Annotated in this window: 15 protein-coding genes; 2 read left to right on the top strand and 13 right to left on the bottom strand. The window is 74.3% G+C overall.

Going from position 1 to position 16167, the window contains the following annotated elements; all coding sequences use genetic code 11:
• Positions 1-47: 47 nt before the first annotated feature.
• The 4 genes from aroQ to aroC are packed head-to-tail and all read right to left on the bottom strand — an operon-like array spanning position 48 to position 3248.
• Positions 48-491, bottom strand: a complete 444-nt coding sequence (gene aroQ / locus ABGB11_RS07385) for a type II 3-dehydroquinate dehydratase (protein ID WP_347630147.1) — start codon at positions 489-491, stop codon at positions 48-50.
• On the bottom strand, positions 488-1555 hold the full coding sequence (aroB, locus tag ABGB11_RS07380) for a 3-dehydroquinate synthase (RefSeq protein WP_347630145.1): 1068 nt from the start codon (positions 1553-1555) through the stop codon (positions 488-490). The genes aroQ and aroB overlap by 4 nt, the downstream gene beginning before the upstream one ends.
• Positions 1552-2061, bottom strand: coding sequence for a shikimate kinase (locus ABGB11_RS07375; protein WP_347630143.1), 510 nt, complete (start codon positions 2059-2061; stop codon positions 1552-1554). Before ABGB11_RS07375 ends, aroB begins: the two co-directional genes overlap by 4 nt.
• Positions 2062-2069: 8 nt before the next feature.
• Positions 2070-3248: a chorismate synthase gene (aroC, locus tag ABGB11_RS07370; protein WP_347630141.1), complete on the bottom strand. Its 1179-nt coding sequence runs from the start codon at positions 3246-3248 to the stop codon at positions 2070-2072.
• A 79-nt stretch (positions 3249-3327) separates the two neighbouring features.
• On the opposite strand from aroC, the gene ABGB11_RS07365 reads away from it, so the two are divergent.
• Entirely contained in the window at positions 3328-4335 is a 1008-nt protein-coding gene (locus ABGB11_RS07365) for a DUF2332 domain-containing protein (RefSeq protein ID WP_347630139.1), read from the top strand.
• Here ABGB11_RS07365 and ABGB11_RS07360 read toward each other — a convergent pair.
• The 9 genes from ABGB11_RS07360 to ABGB11_RS07320 form a co-directional block, all read right to left on the bottom strand.
• A complete protein-coding gene (locus ABGB11_RS07360; RefSeq protein ID WP_347630549.1) occupies positions 4332-7346 on the bottom strand; it encodes a glycine--tRNA ligase in 3015 nt (1004 codons plus the stop codon). The genes ABGB11_RS07365 and ABGB11_RS07360 overlap by 4 nt on opposite strands.
• A gap of 68 nt (positions 7347-7414) precedes the next feature.
• Complete coding sequence (locus ABGB11_RS07355) at positions 7415-8110, bottom strand: SseB family protein (protein WP_347630137.1); 696 nt, start codon at positions 8108-8110, stop codon at positions 7415-7417.
• A gap of 183 nt (positions 8111-8293) precedes the next feature.
• A complete protein-coding gene (locus ABGB11_RS07350; protein ID WP_347630135.1) occupies positions 8294-9400 on the bottom strand; it encodes a ring-opening amidohydrolase in 1107 nt (368 codons plus the stop codon).
• A gap of 11 nt (positions 9401-9411) precedes the next feature.
• Positions 9412-10404, bottom strand: coding sequence for a carbamate kinase (locus ABGB11_RS07345; RefSeq protein ID WP_347630133.1), 993 nt, complete (start codon positions 10402-10404; stop codon positions 9412-9414).
• Between the two features lie 84 nt (positions 10405-10488).
• On the bottom strand, positions 10489-11652 hold the full coding sequence (locus ABGB11_RS07340; protein ID WP_347630131.1) for a pyridoxal phosphate-dependent aminotransferase: 1164 nt from the start codon (positions 11650-11652) through the stop codon (positions 10489-10491).
• A 28-nt stretch (positions 11653-11680) separates the two neighbouring features.
• Positions 11681-12286 carry a response regulator transcription factor gene (locus ABGB11_RS07335; RefSeq protein ID WP_347630129.1) on the bottom strand — a complete coding sequence of 202 codons (606 nt, stop codon included), beginning with the start codon at positions 12284-12286 and terminating at the stop codon, positions 11681-11683.
• The gene (locus ABGB11_RS07330) at positions 12283-13521 is read right to left on the bottom strand and encodes a sensor histidine kinase (RefSeq protein ID WP_347630127.1); all 1239 of its coding nucleotides are present in this window, start codon (positions 13519-13521) and stop codon (positions 12283-12285) included. The genes ABGB11_RS07335 and ABGB11_RS07330 overlap by 4 nt, the downstream gene beginning before the upstream one ends.
• Before the next feature lie 41 nt (positions 13522-13562).
• A complete protein-coding gene (locus ABGB11_RS07325; protein ID WP_347630125.1) occupies positions 13563-14357 on the bottom strand; it encodes an ABC transporter permease in 795 nt (264 codons plus the stop codon).
• A complete protein-coding gene (locus tag ABGB11_RS07320; RefSeq protein ID WP_347630123.1) occupies positions 14354-15283 on the bottom strand; it encodes an ABC transporter ATP-binding protein in 930 nt (309 codons plus the stop codon). The genes ABGB11_RS07325 and ABGB11_RS07320 overlap by 4 nt, the downstream gene beginning before the upstream one ends.
• A 128-nt stretch (positions 15284-15411) precedes the next feature.
• Between ABGB11_RS07320 and ABGB11_RS07315 the strand changes: the two genes are divergently transcribed.
• Entirely contained in the window at positions 15412-16155 is a 744-nt protein-coding gene (locus tag ABGB11_RS07315; protein WP_347630121.1) for a DoxX family protein, read from the top strand.
• The last annotated feature ends 12 nt before the right edge of the window (positions 16156-16167 follow it).

Genomic DNA, 16167 nt, shown 5'->3' with positions numbered 1-16167 from the left:
GAGGGCACGCCCCCTGAGTGCCGGTGGTTCGCGCGTCTGGGGGTGGGTCAGGCGCCTTCGGCGGTCAGTTCGGCTATGGCCTGGAGGGCCAGGACGTAGGACATGGGGCCGAAGCCGGCGATCGTGCCGGTGGCGACGCCGGCGACGACGGAGGTGTGGCGGAACTCCTCGCGGGTGGCCGGGTTGGTGATGTGCACCTCGATGAGGGGGGCGGTGCGCTGGGCGAGCGCGTCCCTCAGCGCGTAGGAGTAGTGGGTGAACGCGGCCGGGTTCAGGACCATCGGGATGCGCAGGTCGGCGGCCTCGTGCACCCAGCGCAGCATCTCGGCCTCGTCGTCGGTCTGCTTGAAGTCGACGTTCAGGTTCAGGCGGCGGCCGGTGTCGCGGCACAGCGCGGCGAGGTCGTCGTAGCTGGTCGTGCCGTACTTGTCGGGCTCGCGGACGCCGAGGCGGCGCAGGTTGGGCCCGTTCAGGACGAGGACGGGGATCATCGGCCGACCCTCCGGTACGCCGCGGCGAGCAGGGCCTCGTCCGGGCCTTCGAGGCGGCCCGGCTCGGCGATGCCGTCCAGGACGACGAAGCGGAGCGTCGCGCCGCGGGACTTCTTGTCGATGGTCATGGTCTCGCGCAGGCCGGGCCAGTCGGCGGCGTAGGAGACCGGCAGGCCGACGGAGGAGAGGACGTCGCGGTGCCGCTGGACGACGGCGGCGGGCAGGCGGCCCGCGAGACGGGCCAGCTCGGCGGCGTAGACCATGCCGATCGCGACGGCGTGGCCGTGGCGGAAGCGGTAGTCCTCGGCCTTCTCGATGGCGTGGGCGAGGGTGTGGCCGTAGTTGAGGATCTCGCGCAGGCCGCTCTCCCGGAGGTCGGCGGAGACCACGTCGGCCTTGACGCGGACGGCGCGCTCGACCAGCTCGCGGGTGTGCGGGCCTTCCGGGGACGCGGCGCCCCGCGGGTCGTCCTCGACCAGGTCGAGGATCTTCGGGTCGGCGATGAAGCCGGCCTTGATGATCTCGGCGAGGCCGCTGACGTAGTCCTCGCGCGGCATCGTGACGAGGGTGGCGAGGTCGCACACCACGCCGGCGGGCGGGTGGAACGCGCCGACGAGGTTCTTGCCCTCGGGGACGTTGATGCCGGTCTTGCCGCCGACGGCCGCGTCCACCATGCCGAGCAGCGTCGTCGGGACGAGCACGGCCCGCACGCCGCGCAGCCACGACGCCGCCGCGAAACCGGCGAGGTCGGTCGTCGCGCCGCCGCCGACGCCGACGACGACATCGGTGCGGGTCATGCCGAAGCGGGCGAAGGACGACCAGAGCCCGGCGAGGACCCCGACCTCCTTGGCCGCCTCCCCGTCCGGGACCGGCAGCGCGTGGACGGTGTACCCGGCCTGTTCGAGCGCGCCGCGGACGGGCCGGGCGATCTCCGGCAGCCCTTCGGCGTGGACGACGGCGACGGTCCGCGCCCGGTCGCCGACCATGGCGGGCAGCTCGCCCAGCACGCCGGTCCCGATGACGACGTCGTACGGGTCGGCGCCGCCGACGTGCACCCGCGTCACCGCGCGGACTCCAGCGCCTTCGCGACGTCCTCGACGATGTCGGCGGGTTCGCGGCCGTCGGTGTCGACGTGCACGGTGCCGAGCCGCTCGTAGATGGGGAGGCGCTCCTCCAGCAGCTTGCGCATCTGGCTGCGCGGGTTCAGCACGAGCAGCGGCCGGGCGGACGCCAGGCCGACCCGCTTGATCGCCTCCGACAGGCCGACCCGCAGGTAGACGACGGTGTGCCCGGCCAGCAGCTCCTGGGTCTGCGGCGCGAGGACGGCCCCGCCGCCGAGCGCGACGACCCCCTCGTGCTCGGCGAGCGCCGCGGCGACGGCGTCGCGCTCCAGCTCGCGGAAGCGCTCCTCGCCGTCGTCGATGAAGATCTCGCCGATCGGCTTGCCCACCGCCCGCTCGACGTCGGCGTCGGTGTCGCGCAGCGGCACGCCGAGCCGGTCCGCGAGCGCGGTGCCGATCGTGGTCTTGCCCGAGCCGGGCGGACCGATGATGACTGCCTTGGGTCGCATGATGCCGTTCACTTGATCGTCAGAGAGGACAGGTAGCCCCGCAGGTTGCGGGCGGTCTCCTCGGCGGAGTCGCCGCCGAACTTCTCCACCGCGGCGTCCGCGAGCACGAGCGCGACCATGGCCTCGGCGACCACCCCGGCCGCGGGGACGGCGGTGACGTCGCTGCGCTGGTTGATCGCCTTGGCGGGCTCGCCGGTCTTCACGTCGACGGTGTCCAGGCGCCGCGGGACGGTCGAGATCGGCTTCATCGCGGCGCGCACCCGCAGCACCTCGCCGGTCGTCATGCCGCCCTCGACGCCGCCGGCCCGGTTCGTGCGCCGGCGGATCCCCTCGGGGGTGCCGTCGATCTCGTCGTGCGCCCGGGAGCCGGGGCGGCGCGCGGTGGTGAACCCGTCGCCGAGCTCCACGCCCTTGATCGCCTGGATGCCCATCAGGGCGCCGGCGAGCCGCGCGTCGAGCCGCCGGTCCCAGTGGACGTGGCTGCCGACGCCGGGCGGCAGCCCGTAGGCGAGGACCTCCACGACGCCGCCGAGCGTGTCGCCGGCCTTCTTCGTCTCGTCGATGTGCGCGACCATCCGCGCCGACGCCTCGCCGTCGAAGCACCGGACGGGGCTGTCGTCCACGCGTGCGAGGTCGCCGGGCTCGGGCAGGACGCCGTCGGGCGCCGCGACCTCGCCGAGGGCGATGACGTGGCTGAGGACGTCCACGCCGAGGGCCTGCCTGAGGAACGCCTTGGCGACCGTGCCGAGCGCGACCCGGGCCGCGGTCTCCCGGGCGCTCGCGCGCTCCAGCACGGGGCGCGCGTCGTCGAAGCCGTACTTCTGCATGCCGACCAGGTCGGCGTGGCCGGGCCGCGGCTGCGACAGCGGGGCGTTGCGCGCCTGCGCGGCGAGGACGCCGGCGTCCACGGGATCGGCCGACATGACCGTCTCCCACTTGGGCCATTCGGTGTTGCCGACCTCGATCGCGACGGGCCCGCCGAGGGTCACGCCGTGCCGGACGCCTCCGAGGATGGTCACCTTGTCCTGCTCGAACTTCATCCGGGCGCCCCGCCCATGGCCGAGCCGCCGGCGGCGCAGTTCCTCGGCGATGTCCGCCGAGGTCACGCGCACACCGGCCGGCAGCCCTTCCACGATCGCGGTCAGGGCCGGGCCATGGGACTCCCCCGCGGTCAACCAGCGCAGCATGCGAACGATCCTATTGACTCCGGGCCGCCGCCCGTGACGGCGTCCACCATCTGAGAGGCTCGTCGGCGGAGGTGGGGGAATGCGGAGGGTGCTGCTCGCCCAGGCGCAGGCCTGCGCCGACCTCGGGTCGCCGATGTACGCGGAGCTTCTCTCGCGGGCGGCGGACGACCCCGGCGAGGCGGCCGCGAACGTCCTGGAGGACCGGACGGGGCCCGGGTTCGTCCTGGGGATGCTGGGGACGGTGCACCGGCTCGTCCTGGAGGGCCGGGTGCCGGAGCTGGCCGCGCACTATCCGACCGCCGGCGGGACGGCCGACCCGCTGGAGGCGTGGCCCGCGTTCCGGGACGTGCTGGTCGCGCACGCGGCGGAGATCCGCGACGGGCTCGCCGACCCGCCGCAGACCAACGAGGTCGGACGGGCCGCCCCGCTGGTCGGCGGGCTGCTCGCCGTCGCCGAGGCCGCGCGCCTGCCGGTCCGGCTGCTGGAGATCGGCGCCAGCGCGGGCCTGAACCTGCGCGCCGACCGTTTCCGGCTCCTGCACGAGACCGGCTCCTACGGGCCGGAGTCGCCGGTCGTCCTGCCCGGCGCGTGGCGAGGGCTCCCTCCGGTGGACGCCCCGCTGGCCATCGCGGAGCGGCGGGGATGCGACCTGAACCCGCTGGACCCGACGTCGGCCGAGGCCCAGCGGCGGCTGCTGTCGTATGTGTGGCCCGACCAGACGGAGCGGGTCGACCGCCTGCGGGCCGCGTTCGAGGTGGCCGCGCAGGTCCCGGCGACGGTCGTGCGGGCCGGGGCGGCCGGGTTCCTGGACGGGCTCGCCCCCGTGCGGGGAGCCGTCACGGTCGTGTGGCACTCGACGATGCGCGCGTACCTGTCGGACGAGGAGGGCGCCCGCGTCGACCGGCGCATCGAGGACGCCGGCGCGGCGGCCACCGCCGACGCGCCGCTGGCGCACCTGTCGTTCGAGGGGCGCGACAGCTCCCGGCTCGACGCCGTCCAGGTCGTGGCACTGCGGGTCTGGCCCGGCGGGGAGCGGCGGATCCTGGGCGAGGGGCCGGCGCACGGGCTGCCCATCACCTGGTTCTAGGCGATCTCCCGCCAGTCGAGGACGGGCGCGACGAGGTCGCGGACGGCGGCGAGGAACCCGAGGCGGTTGGCGCGCAGGGCCGGGTCCTCGTCCATGACCATGACGTCGTCGAAGTAGGTGTCGATGGGCGCGACGAGGGCGGTGGCGGCCGCGTAGAACTCCGGCAGAGCGGGGCGGGCGGGCAGTTCGTCCCGGACGCGGGTGAACGCCTCGTCCAGGGCCCTTTCCGCGGGTTCGGCGAACAGGGCGGGGTCGTAGCCGGCGCGCGTCCCGTCCGGGACGATCCGCAGGACGCGCTGCAGCGCCGTCACCAGATCCTCGAAGCGGGACGAGCTCCGGAGCCTCGCCAGATCGGCCGCGGCCCGGGCGGCGTGGGCGGGCGCGCCCGCGTGCGGGAGGACGGCCCGGACGTTGCTCACCGGGTGCCCCTCGTCCAGGAGGCTCTGCTCCAGGCGGCGCGCGACGAACCGCTCGGCCTCCGCCAGGGCGTCCGGCGGGACCTCGACCGGCTGGTGCCGGGCGGCGAGGGCGAGGCCGTCCCCGACCGCGACGGCCGCCAGGCGCGGGACGTCCCGCAGGATCGCGGTCAGCGCGAGCGCGGCCCGCCGCAGGCCGAACGGGTCGGAGCTGCCGGTCGGGGCGGAGCCCGTCGCGAACAGGCCGGTCAGCAGGTCGAGGCGGTCGGCGACCGCGAGGACGGCACCCGGCAGGCCGCCGGGCAGGGCGTCCCCGGCCGCGCGGGGCAGCTCCATCTCGTAGAGGGCCCGCGCGACGGCCTCGTCCTCGCCGGCGCGGCGGGCGTACTCGCGGGCCATCGTCCCGGCGAGGCTCGGAAGCTCGATGACCATGGACGAGGCCAGGTCGAACTTCGCCAGCCCGGCGGCCCGGCGCAGCGCGGCCCGCTCGCCGCCGGCGAGGTCGACGCGGTCCGCGATCTCGGCGGCGATCGCGGCGATGCGGGACGACCGGTCGGCCATCGAGCCGAGGCGCTCGGTGAAGGTGAGCCTGCCGAGGCCCTCCTTGATCTCCTCGGGCGTGCTCTGGAGGTCCTGCCGGTAGAAGAACGAGGCGTCCTCGTAGCGGGCGCGGAGGACCGCCTCGTTCCCGGCCCGGACGGCGTCGTGGTCGCATTCGCCGTTCGCCACCGTGACGAAGTGCGGAAGGAGGCGGTCCGTGGAGCCGCGCACCGGCAGGTACCGCTGGTGCTTGCGCATGACCGTGGTGAGGATCTCCTCGGGCAGCTCCAGGTACGCCTCGTCGAACGAGCCGAGGATCGCGACGGGCTCCTCGACCAGGTTCACGATCTCCTCGACGAGATCCCGCTCGGACCCGAAGGCGATCGTGCCGCCGTGCCGCCGCGCGAGCGCCTCCGCGTCCTCGACGACGCGGGACCTCCGCCGGGACGCGGCGGGCTCGATCCCGTGCGCGCGCAGGACGCCCAGGAGGGACGGGGCGTCCGGCACCTCGACGAGCGGCGCGGCGGCCGTGCGGTGGACGCGGGTGACCCGGCCCGCCCTCAGGTCCGCGACCGTGAACGGGACCTCCCGGTCGTCGAGCAGGGCGAGCAGCCAGCGGATCGGGCGGGCGAACGACAGGCCGGGCGCGTTCCACCGCATGTTCTTCCCGGCGCGCAGCCCCGCGACGATCTCCGGCAGCAGGGCGGCGAGGACCTCGGCGGCCGGACGTCCCACGACCTTCCGGACGAAGCCGGCGTACTCCCCGCCCCCGGCGGTCACCCGCCCGACGTCCGCGGCCTCGACGCCCTGGGCCCGCGCGAACCCCAGCAGGGCCCGGGTCGGCGCGCCGGACGCGTCGTAGGCGGCGGCGAGGCGCGGCCCCTTCACGACGTGCTCGGCGTCGGGCTCGCGCGGCTCCAGGTCGCGGACGACCACGATGATCCGGCGGGGCGTCGCGAACGTGTCGAGCGAGGTCGCGTCCGTGGACAGCCCGGTCTCCTCCAGCCCGGCCTCCAGCCGTCCGGCCACGTGCGCGGCGGTCCGCTCGACCTCGTGCGGCGGGAGCTCCTCGACACCGATCTCCAGCGCGAACGTCCCGGCCGACGCGAGGTCCGGCAGCGGGCCCGGGTCGAGGGCGGCGGGCCGGGCGGAGGCGTCCCCGAGGGGGTGCCCGAGCTCGGCGCGGCGCTCCACCCACAACGCGGCGACCTCGTGGGCCAGGCCGCGCATGCGCGCGAACGCGCGGGCCCGCTCGGTCGTGCCGATCGCTCCTCGCGCGTCCAGGACGTTGAACGCGTGCGAGCACTTCAGCACGTAGGAGTGGGCCGGGACGGGGAGCCGGGCGTCCAGCATGCGCCGCGCCTCGGCCGCGTACGTCTCGAACAGCTCCCGGTTCGTGGCGATGTCGGCGTCGTCCAGGTAATAGCGGCTCATCTCGTACTCGACCTGGCCGAAGGCTTCCCCATAGGTGATCCGGGGGGTGTGGGGGGTCGTCCCCCCTCGGGTAGCAGGGATGCCGGGGGCGTACGCGATGTCCTTGAAGTGGGAGACGCCCTGGAGCGCCATCAGGATGCGCTCCATCCCGTAGGTGATCTCGACCGACACCGGGTCGAGGGTCAGCCCGCCGGACTGCTGGAAGTAGGTGAACTGGGTGATCTCCAGGCCGTCCAGCCAGACCTCCCAGCCGAGCCCCCACGCGCCGAGCGCGGGCGACGCCCAGTCGTCCTCGACGAACCGGACGTCATGGGCGCGCAGGTCGATGCCGAGCGCGGCGAGGCTGCCGAGGTACATCTCCTGCGCGTCGCCGGGCTCCGGCTTGAGGATCACCTGGAACTGGGTGTGGGTCTGGAGCCGGTTCGGGTTGTCGCCGTACCGGGAGTCGTCGGGGCGGACGCTCGGCTCGGTGTAGGCGACCCGCCACGGCTCGGGTCCGAGGACGCGCAGCGCGGTGGCGGGGTTGAGCGTCCCCGCCCCGACCTCGGTGTTCATCGGCTGCGCGACCAGGCAGCCGCGCTCCGCCCAGTGGCCGGTGAGCCTGATCAGCGCGTCCTGCATGGTGAGCACGGCGTCCTCCGAACGAGATGGGCTCCCAAGGGTAGGAGGGTGCCGCCGGCCCGGAGGCGTCACCTGCGTATGACGTTCAGCTCGACGCCGCCGACGATGCGCCCGCGCAGCAGCTCGGCGAGACGGTCGGACACCCGCTGGACGGTGACCCGCTCGTCGTGGCCGGGGACGACCGCGAACCGCACCGCCACCTCGGCGGACGTCCCCTCGGTGACGCGGACGCCGGTGACGGACCCGTCGGAGCCGAACGCGGCCTCGACGGCGGCGAGGACGTCGGGGTCCTCGTGCGGGGGCGGGACGGGACGGCCCTCGGCGAGCATGTGCAGGTGCAGCCCCTCCACGGCGAACGGGACGGGGCCCGCCACGTCCACGACCAGGGCGTCGGCGCCCTCGTCGAGGGTGGCGCGGCACGCGTCGCCGCCGCGGACCGTGACGGGCCGGGCGTCGTCGCGCCACGCCTTCATCGTCTCGGTGCAGGTGAAGGCGAGGACGCCGCGCCGCCCGTCGTCGCCGATGAGGGTCGGCAGCGCCATCTCGCTCGCCTTCTCCCGGCGAAGCTCGCCGGGCGCCACCTGCTCCTCCTCGGTGAGGACGGCGACGATCGGCACCAGCAGCCGCGCCGGCTGGAGGCGCCGCAGCACGGTGTGGGCGCCGGCGCGGCCGGCCGCGTACCCGGCGAGCGCCTCGCACAGGCGGGGATCGGCGCTCCCGTCGTCCCCCGGGAACTGTGGTTCGGGAATCGTCAGTCCGGACACGGCAGGAAGGCTATAACCTCCGGCGACCGCGGTGGGCGACTATCCGGATACTCTCCGTTTCTCCGACGCCGGGCGGCTCAGCCGAGATCGGCCCTATCCCCGTGGGGGGACGACCCCCCACACCCCCCCGCACTGGGTTGACCGGCGCCTTCCACTCCGCCGGCGCTCCGTTCCAGGCGCCGGTCAACCCAGATTTGCGATGGCGGCGACGGTGCCGCCGCCGGAGGGGCCCTGGTGGACGGCCGCGACCGACACGAACACCGCGGGGTCTCCGGTGACGGACGCGGCGACGCCGCCGACGCACGCCTTGATCTGCCGGTGCCAGTGCACGTCGGAGTCGTCCAGCATGATGTTGCGGCGCCCCCGCACCGAGCCGCTCGGGTCGGCCTCGCACTTGATGAACACGTTGACGAGCCGGTCGCCGAGGTCGGACGTGCGGGGCCGGTCCGGCAGGCCGAGGCCCGTCGAGGCGATCGCGTCCCAGATGCCGTCGGCGTCGAGGGCGTCCTTCATCACGCCGTGCCCGGCCCGGTACCGGCCGCCGATGCCGCGCACGTTCCCGACGACGACGATCTGCGCCCGGTCCAGCTCCACCCCGGAGGAGCAGGACGCCACCGACGAGTACAGCGACAGGTCCCTGTGGATCTGCTCCGCGGACGGCGGCTCGATCTCGCCGAGCGCGACGGCGATGCCGAGCGCGGTCGTGGAGTTGGAGATGTCCATCGACTTCAGCGTGTCCTCGGTGACGACGTCGCGGCCACGCGCCTTGGCGTCGTTGATCGTGTCGAGGGTGAGCAGCGGCGTCTTGGTCTGGACGTAGTGGACGTCGGCCGGGTCGTCGATCCCCGCGATCTTCATGGCCTCGCGGACGCCGGCCGCGACCGTCTCGACCATCGCGGGGCGCCCGATGTCCTCGGGCAGGATGACCTCGCTCATCGCGACGCCGACCGACAGCCGCGGCTCGTCGGTGCGCGGCGCGGTCGCGGGGTCGGTGGTCGCGAAGACGGTGGCGTGCGGGCTGAGCACCCCGTCGGTCCCGCCGGACCACACCAGGGGGACGCGGGCGACCTCGTCCGCCGTGCGGGTGCCCCTGGCGAGGAGCACCTCGCGGAACGCCCGGTCGGCCAGCAGCCGCGTGTAGTCGTTCACGCCGCCGTTGCCCTCGGTCTTGCCGACGACGGCGAGGACGCGGTCGGCCTCCAGCACGCCGTCGTCGATCAGCCGGGCCAGCCCGGACGCGTCGGTCACGCTCTCGATGGGGATCTTGCGGACTTCGATCGGATCGGGCACGTCAACGCTCCTCAGCTGCTCTGCTCATCGGTCTCTACCCCGGGGCGGGCCTCGATGATCGTCCCGGCCTTGCCGTGCGCGGCGTCGCCGAGCCGCGGCAGCGACGCGATCGCCGCGCGCCGCCCGCCCGACGCGACGAACCGCCGCACCGCCTCGACCTTCGGGCCCATGCTGCCCCCGGCGAAGTGGCCGGCGGCGGCGAGCTCCGCCAGTTCCCTGGGGGTCGTGCGGTGCAGCGGGCGGGCCCGCGGCGTCCCGAACCCGACCATCGCGCTCTCCACGTCGGTGGCGATCACCAGCGTGGTGGCGCCGAGGCGCCGCGCCAGCAGCTGCGCCGCCAGGTCCTTGTCGACGACGGCCTCGACGCCGCGCAGCGTCCCGTCCACCCGGACCACCGGCGCTCCCCCGCCGCCCGCCGCGACGACGACGTGCCCGGCGTCGAGCAGGACCGCCGCGGCGGGCGCGTCCAGGATCTCCAGCGGCTCCGGCGAGGCGACGACGCGCCGCCAGCCGCGGTCCCCGAACCGCTTCCACGCCTCGCCGCGCGCCATGGCACGGCGCGCCTCCTCCTCGGGGAAGTAGCGCCCGATGGGCTTGGCGGGGGCGGTGAACCCGGGGTCGGACGCGTCCACGAGCGTCCGCGTGACGACCGTGGACACCGGGCGGGCGGCGCCGCGCGCGGCGAGGGCCCGCTCCAGCGAGTTCATGATCATCACGCCGACGGTGGCCTGGGTCTGCGCGCCGCACCAGTCCAGCGGGACGGGCGGCACCACGCCCGCCGCCAGCTGGTTCTTGATCAGCAGGTTGCCGACCTGCGGCCCGTTCCCGTGCGTGAGCGCGACCCGCGCGCCCGCCGCCACCAGGTCGGCCACCGGGTCCATCGCGGCCTCGATCGCCGCCGCCTGCGCGTCCGGCGCGGCACTGCCGTCCGGCGCGGTCATCGCGTTGCCGCCGAGCGCGATCAGGATCCGCTCGCCGTTGAGCGTCCCGCCGTTCCACGTCACTGACGGACGCTAACCCGGGCGGGGCGCGGCACTCACGGGCGAATCATGCCCAGCGGGCGCCGTTTCTTCGGCAGTTTCCGACAGTCAGCGGAGCCGGGCGAGGCGCTCGACGGCCTCGTCGATGACCTCGTCCTTCTTGCAGAACGCGAAGCGGACGAAGTGGGCGCCCGCGTCGGCGTGGTCGTAGAACACCTGCGTCGGGATGGCCACGACGCCGGCCTCCTCCGGCAGGGCGCGGGCCAGCTCCATGCCGTCGGTGAACCCGAGCGGGCGGATGTCGGCCTGGACGAAGTACGTGCCCTGCGGGCGGTAGGCGGTGAACCCGGCCGACTCGAGTCCGGCGATGAGACGGTCCCGCTTGGCCTGGAGCGACTTGCGCAGCTCCTCCACCCACGGGATCTCGTTGCCCAGCGCGTACGCGGCGGCCCGCTGGTAGGGGGCGCTGACCGCGTAGGTGAGGAACTGCTTCACCGTCTGGACGGCCCGGACATACGGCGCGGGCGCCGTCACCCAGCCGGTCTTCCACCCGGTGACGGAGAACGACTTGCCCGCGGACGACACCGACACCGTCCGCTCGCGCATCCCGTCGAGCGTCGCCAGGGGGATGTGCTCGGTCTCGTCGAACGTCAGGTACTCGTACACCTCGTCGGTGATCGCGACGAGGTCGTGCTCGCGGCAGACGTCCGCGATGGTCTCCAGCTCGGCGCGCGTGAACACCGTCCCGGCCGGGTTGTGCGGCGAGTTCACCAGGATCGCCCGGGTGCGGGGGCCGACGGCGGCGCGCAGCTCGTCCGGGTCGAAGGTGAAGCGGCCCTCGACCGGGCGCAGCATGACGGGCCGGCGCGCGGCCCCGGCGAGCGCGATCACGGCCGCGTACGAGTCGTAGTACGGCTCGAAGACGATCACCTCGTCGCCCGGACCCGCGAGCGACAGCACCGACGCCGCGATGCCCTCGGTCGCCCCGACGGTCACGAACACCTCGGTCGCCGGGTCGTACTCCAGCCCGTACCGCTCCCGCCGCTGCGCCGCCACCGCCTCCCGCAGCTCCGGGAGCCCCGGTCCGGGCGGGTACTGGTTGCCCCCCGACCGGATCGCCTCGACCGCCGCGTCCAGCATCGCCGCCGGGCCCGAGGTGTCGGGGAAGCCCTGGCCCAGATTGATGGACCCCGTCCGGACGGCGAGCGCCGACATCTCAGCGAAGATCGTCTCACCGAAACCCTGCATGCGCTCGACCAGTGGCTCACTCACGGCACAAGGTTAAGGCCCGGCGGGGCGGTCAGATCCAGCCCATCTCCTTCGCGGCGCGGGCGGCGGCGGCGCGGGTGGGGGCGCCGAGCTTGGCCATGGCGGAGGAGAGGTAGTTGCGGACGGTGCCCTCGGACAGGTGCAGCCGGGCGGCGATGCGGGCGGTCTCGGCACCGGTGCCGGTGAGGCGGAGGATCTCGCGCTCGCGCTCGGTGAGCGGGTTGTCGCCGGCGGCCATGGCGCCCGCGGCGAGCTCGGCGTCCAGGTAGCGCCCGCCGCCGTGGATCTTGCGGATGGCGGTGGCGAGCTCCTGCGTGGGGGCGTCCTTGGCGACGAAGCCGCGGACCCCGGCGGCCATGGCGCGGCGCAGGTAGCCGGGGCGGCCGAAGCTCGTGAGGATGCAGACCGCGCAGCGGGCGCCGGACGCGTGCAGCTCCTCGGCGACGGTGAGCCCGTCCGCGCCGGGCATCTCGATGTCGAGGACGGCCACGTCGGGGTCGTGCGCGCGGACGGCGGCGGCGACCTCGTCGCCGCGGCCGGCCTCGGCGACGACCTCCAGGTCGGGTTCGAGGCCGAGCAGGGCGGCGACGGCGCCGCGGATGAGGTGCTCGTCGTCGGCGAGCAGGATCCGGATCACGCGGGCCTCCCCGCCCCGGCGCCCGCGCCGGCGGCTCCGGCGTCCTCCCGCGGGAGCGGGACGGCGGCGCGCAGCAGGAACCCGTCGCGGCCGTGCCGGCCGGCGGTGATCTCGCCGCCGAGCACCGCGACGCGCTCGGTGAGCCCGGTCAGCCCGGAGCCCGCGCCGTCGCCGGCGCCGCGGACGCCGTCGTTGCGCATCTCCAACACCACGGAGCCACCGTAGAGGGTGAGCGTGATCGCGCAGCTTCGTGCCTCGCTGTGCTTGATCACGTTGGTGGCGCCCTCGCGGATGACCCAGGCGAGCACCGAGCGGACCTCGGGCGGCAGCCCGTCCGGCAGGTCGCCGATGTCGCAGCGGACCCCGGCGGCCTCCAGGACGGCCCGCACCCCGGCGATCTCGGCGTCCAGCTCGACGGCCCGGTAGCCGCGGACGGCGGAGCGGACCTCGCGGAGCGCGTCGCGGGCCGCGCGCTGGACGTCGGCCATCTCGGCGCCGGCCCGGTCGGGGTCGGTGCGGGCCGTCCGCATCGCGAGCTCGCTCTTCACCGCGATGAGGGACAGGCTGTGGCCGAGGAGGTCGTGCAGGTCGCGGGAGAAGCGGAGCCGCTCCTCGGTCACCGCGAGCCGGGCGAGGGCGTCGCGGGCGGCGTACGCCTCCTGGTGCAGCTCCCACATGCGCCGCTGGTACCGGTTGAGGTACATGACGATCCCGGAGGTCGCGGCGTAGACGGCGGACAGGGTCGGGAAGAGCAGGTACCAGGGGGCCTTCCCGTCCGGGTAGAGGTGGCCCGCGGCGACCGTGGCCATGCCCCCGACGTACACCCCGGTGCCCGCGCTCAGCGCCGCCAGGCGCCTGGAACTGATCGGGGACAGCGCCAGGGCGGAGACCCAGAAGACGGGGATGACGCTGAACAGCGGGCTGGTGTAGAGCATCAGGCTCAGCGCGGCGGCGACGGCGCCGCTGGGGACGATGTCCCGCATCGGCGCGGCGCCCTCCAACCCGGCCCGGACGAGCCGCGTGTAGAACCAGGTGAGCAGAGCCAGTCCCACGACCACCGCGGCGATGACCGGCGCGCCCGCGTCACCGTCGCTGTAGGCCTTCTCGAGCCCGGCCAGACCGGGCGCGATGTAGCCGACCGTGGCGAACATGAACGAGCGGTAGGTCACCCGCCGGTACCGTTCCAGCCTGCGGGCGGCCTGCTCCTCGATGTCCGCGGTGGTCGCGACCGTCATGTTCTGTTCCCTCCCGGCATCGCACTGTATTCGGTGGCGGCTCAGGCGTGCCGCGGCTCCCAGCGGAACCAGCGGGTGGCCAGGATGCGGCCCAGGACGGCCCAGAAGAGCAGGACGAAGAACGGCCGCACGCAGGTCAGCCAGCCCTCGCCGAGGCCGACGGACGGGTGGTCGGCCCGGTGCACGAAGTCCTGGCCGAAGTAGCCGGTCCGGACGATCTCCACCACCGGGCTGAGCGGGACGAGCCGGCAGATCTGCCGCCCCCATTCCGGCAGGCTCTCCAGCGGGAACATGACCTCGCCGCCGAGCATGCACCCGAACATGATCGGCAGGACGGTGAGCTGGGCGAGCTCGGCGTTCGGTGTGATCCCGGACACCGCGAACGCCAGCGCCGCGAACACCGCGACGCCGCCCGCGAGCCCGGCCAGCACGAGCACGGGGTCAGCGGGCATCCGGCCGCCCATCCCGGCCGCCAGGACCACGAGCAGCGCGACGGCCTGGACGGCGTACATCGCGGTCGCGGTGAGGACGCTGCCGCCGGTGATCTCCGCGTCCGACAGCGCGGTGCCGCGCAGCCGCTTGAGGGTGCGGTCCTCCCGGCGGGCGGTGAACACGTTGACCAGGTTCATGAAGACGGCGAAGACGAGGAAGAACCCGAGGTGGCCGGTGCCCTGCAGCAGGGCACCGTCCACCCCGCCGATCTCCTTGCCCTTCGCGGGGAAGAGCAGGACGGCGAACAGGATCGGCAGGCCGAACACGGTGAACAGGGCGGTCCGGTTGCGCCAGAGCAGGGTCACGTCGAGGGAGGCGACGCTGAGCACGGCGGAGAGCTTCATCGGGCGGCTCCTTCGGCGGTGCGGAGAAAGACGTCTTCGAGGGAGGCGCTGCGGGCCGTCAGGCCGGCCAGCCGGACGTTCTGCTCGTCGGCCCAGCGCAGCAGCGCGTAGAGGCCGGCCTGGAGCCCGGCCGCGTCGACGGTGTAGGACGCGACGGCGCGGCCCCGGTCGACGGAGATGTCGGCGCGGACGCCGTGCAGGTCGGGCAGCTCGGCGACCTGGAGCCGCTCGGGCACCTGGAAGGCGATGCGGTCGCCGTGCCCGGCGACGACGTCGGCGACCGTGCCGGACGCCTCGATCCGGCCGCGGTGCAGGATCGCGAGCCGGTCGGCGAGGTGCTCGGCCTCCTCCAGGTAGTGCGTGGTGAGCAGGACGGCCGTCCCGCCGGCCACCACGTCGAGGACGATGCGCCAGGTCTCCTGCCGGGCCTCGGGGTCCATGCCGCTCGTCGGCTCGTCCAGGAAGAGGACCTCGGGACGGCCGAGCAGGGCCAGCGCCAGGTCGAGGCGGCGCTTCTGCCCGCCGGACAGCTGCCGCACCCGCACACCGGCCTTCTCGGCGAGCCCGGCCATGGCGATGGCCTCGTCGCGGCCGCGCGGGGCGGGGGTGAAGGAGCGCCAGTGCTCGACGGTCTCGGCGACGGTGAGGTCGGCGAAGAAGCCGCCGTCCTGCAGCATGATGCCGATGCGGGGTCGGACCCGGCGGCGTTCCCGGTGCGGGTCGTGGCCGAGGACCCGGACCGTGCCCTCGTGGGCGGGCCGGTGCCCCTCCAGCGTTTCGAGGGTGGTGGTCTTGCCGGCACCGTTCGTCCCGAGCAGCGCGAACAGTTCCCCCGGGGTGACGTCGAAGGAGATCCCGGCGACGGCCTCGAAGTTCCCGTACCGCTGCCGGAGCCCGTCGACGCGGATGGCTGGGTGTATTTCCATGCCGACAGCGTCGCGGCGGCGCCCGGGGCGCCGGTAGAAGCGCGTGTCACCGGTTCCGGCGGCGCCTGTCAGCCGTTCGGCATGACGGCTGTCATGTGCCCAGCTCAGCCGCCCGCGACGCTGACGACGTGCCCGATGGGGGCCCGGTCGCCCGCCAGGTCGAGCAGGGCGGCGGCGAGGTCCCGGCGGGCGATGGAGAAGCCCCCGGGAACGTTGCGGTCGGCGGCCCGGCGGTAGCCGCCGGCGCCTGCTTCCAGCAGGGGTTCCTGCACTACTTCGCGGAAGGCGAGACCGGCCCGGACCTGCCGGAGTCGTTCGCCCGCGACCTGGTCCGCCCCGTCCTCCCGGTCCTGCTGCCCTGGGACGTGCTCTCCGGCCGGCGGCGAGGGCCGGTGGCGCGTGTCACAGCACCGAACTGTCACAAGGGCTCGATCACCGGCATCTCATGCGTGACCAGCCGTTCTTCCACAAGAATTATGGAGAGCCTTGTGAACCTCACCCTGTGGATCGCCGCCGGACTGCTCGCCGTGGTCGCCCTGACGGGCGGTATATCCAAGACGTTCGTGCCGATCGCGAAACTGGCCGCGCACAATGGCGGCGAGTGGACGGGGCGCGCCCCCGCCGGCTTCGTGCGGACCCTCGGGATCCTTGAGCTGATGGCCGCGACCGGCCTGATCATTCCCGCCGCGGTGGACGTCGCGCCGGTCATGGTGCCGGTGACCGCCGTCTGCTGGGTCCTGCTCATGGTCGGCGCGATGATCACCCACGGGCGCTTCGGCCAGTTCGGCTTCGTGGTGCTGAACGCCGCCTACCTCGCCGTGGCGGCCTTCATCGCGGTCGGCCGTTTCACCCTTGAGCCCTTCACCGGCTGACCGTACGGGTGC

The sequence above is a fragment of the Actinomadura sp. B10D3 genome, from assembly GCF_039871695.1.
In the GTDB taxonomy this organism is placed as follows: Bacteria; Actinomycetota; Actinomycetes; order Streptosporangiales; family Streptosporangiaceae; genus Spirillospora; species Spirillospora madurae.
Note: the sequence above shows the minus strand (reverse complement) of the source record. Positions and strands in the feature narration are given on the sequence as shown.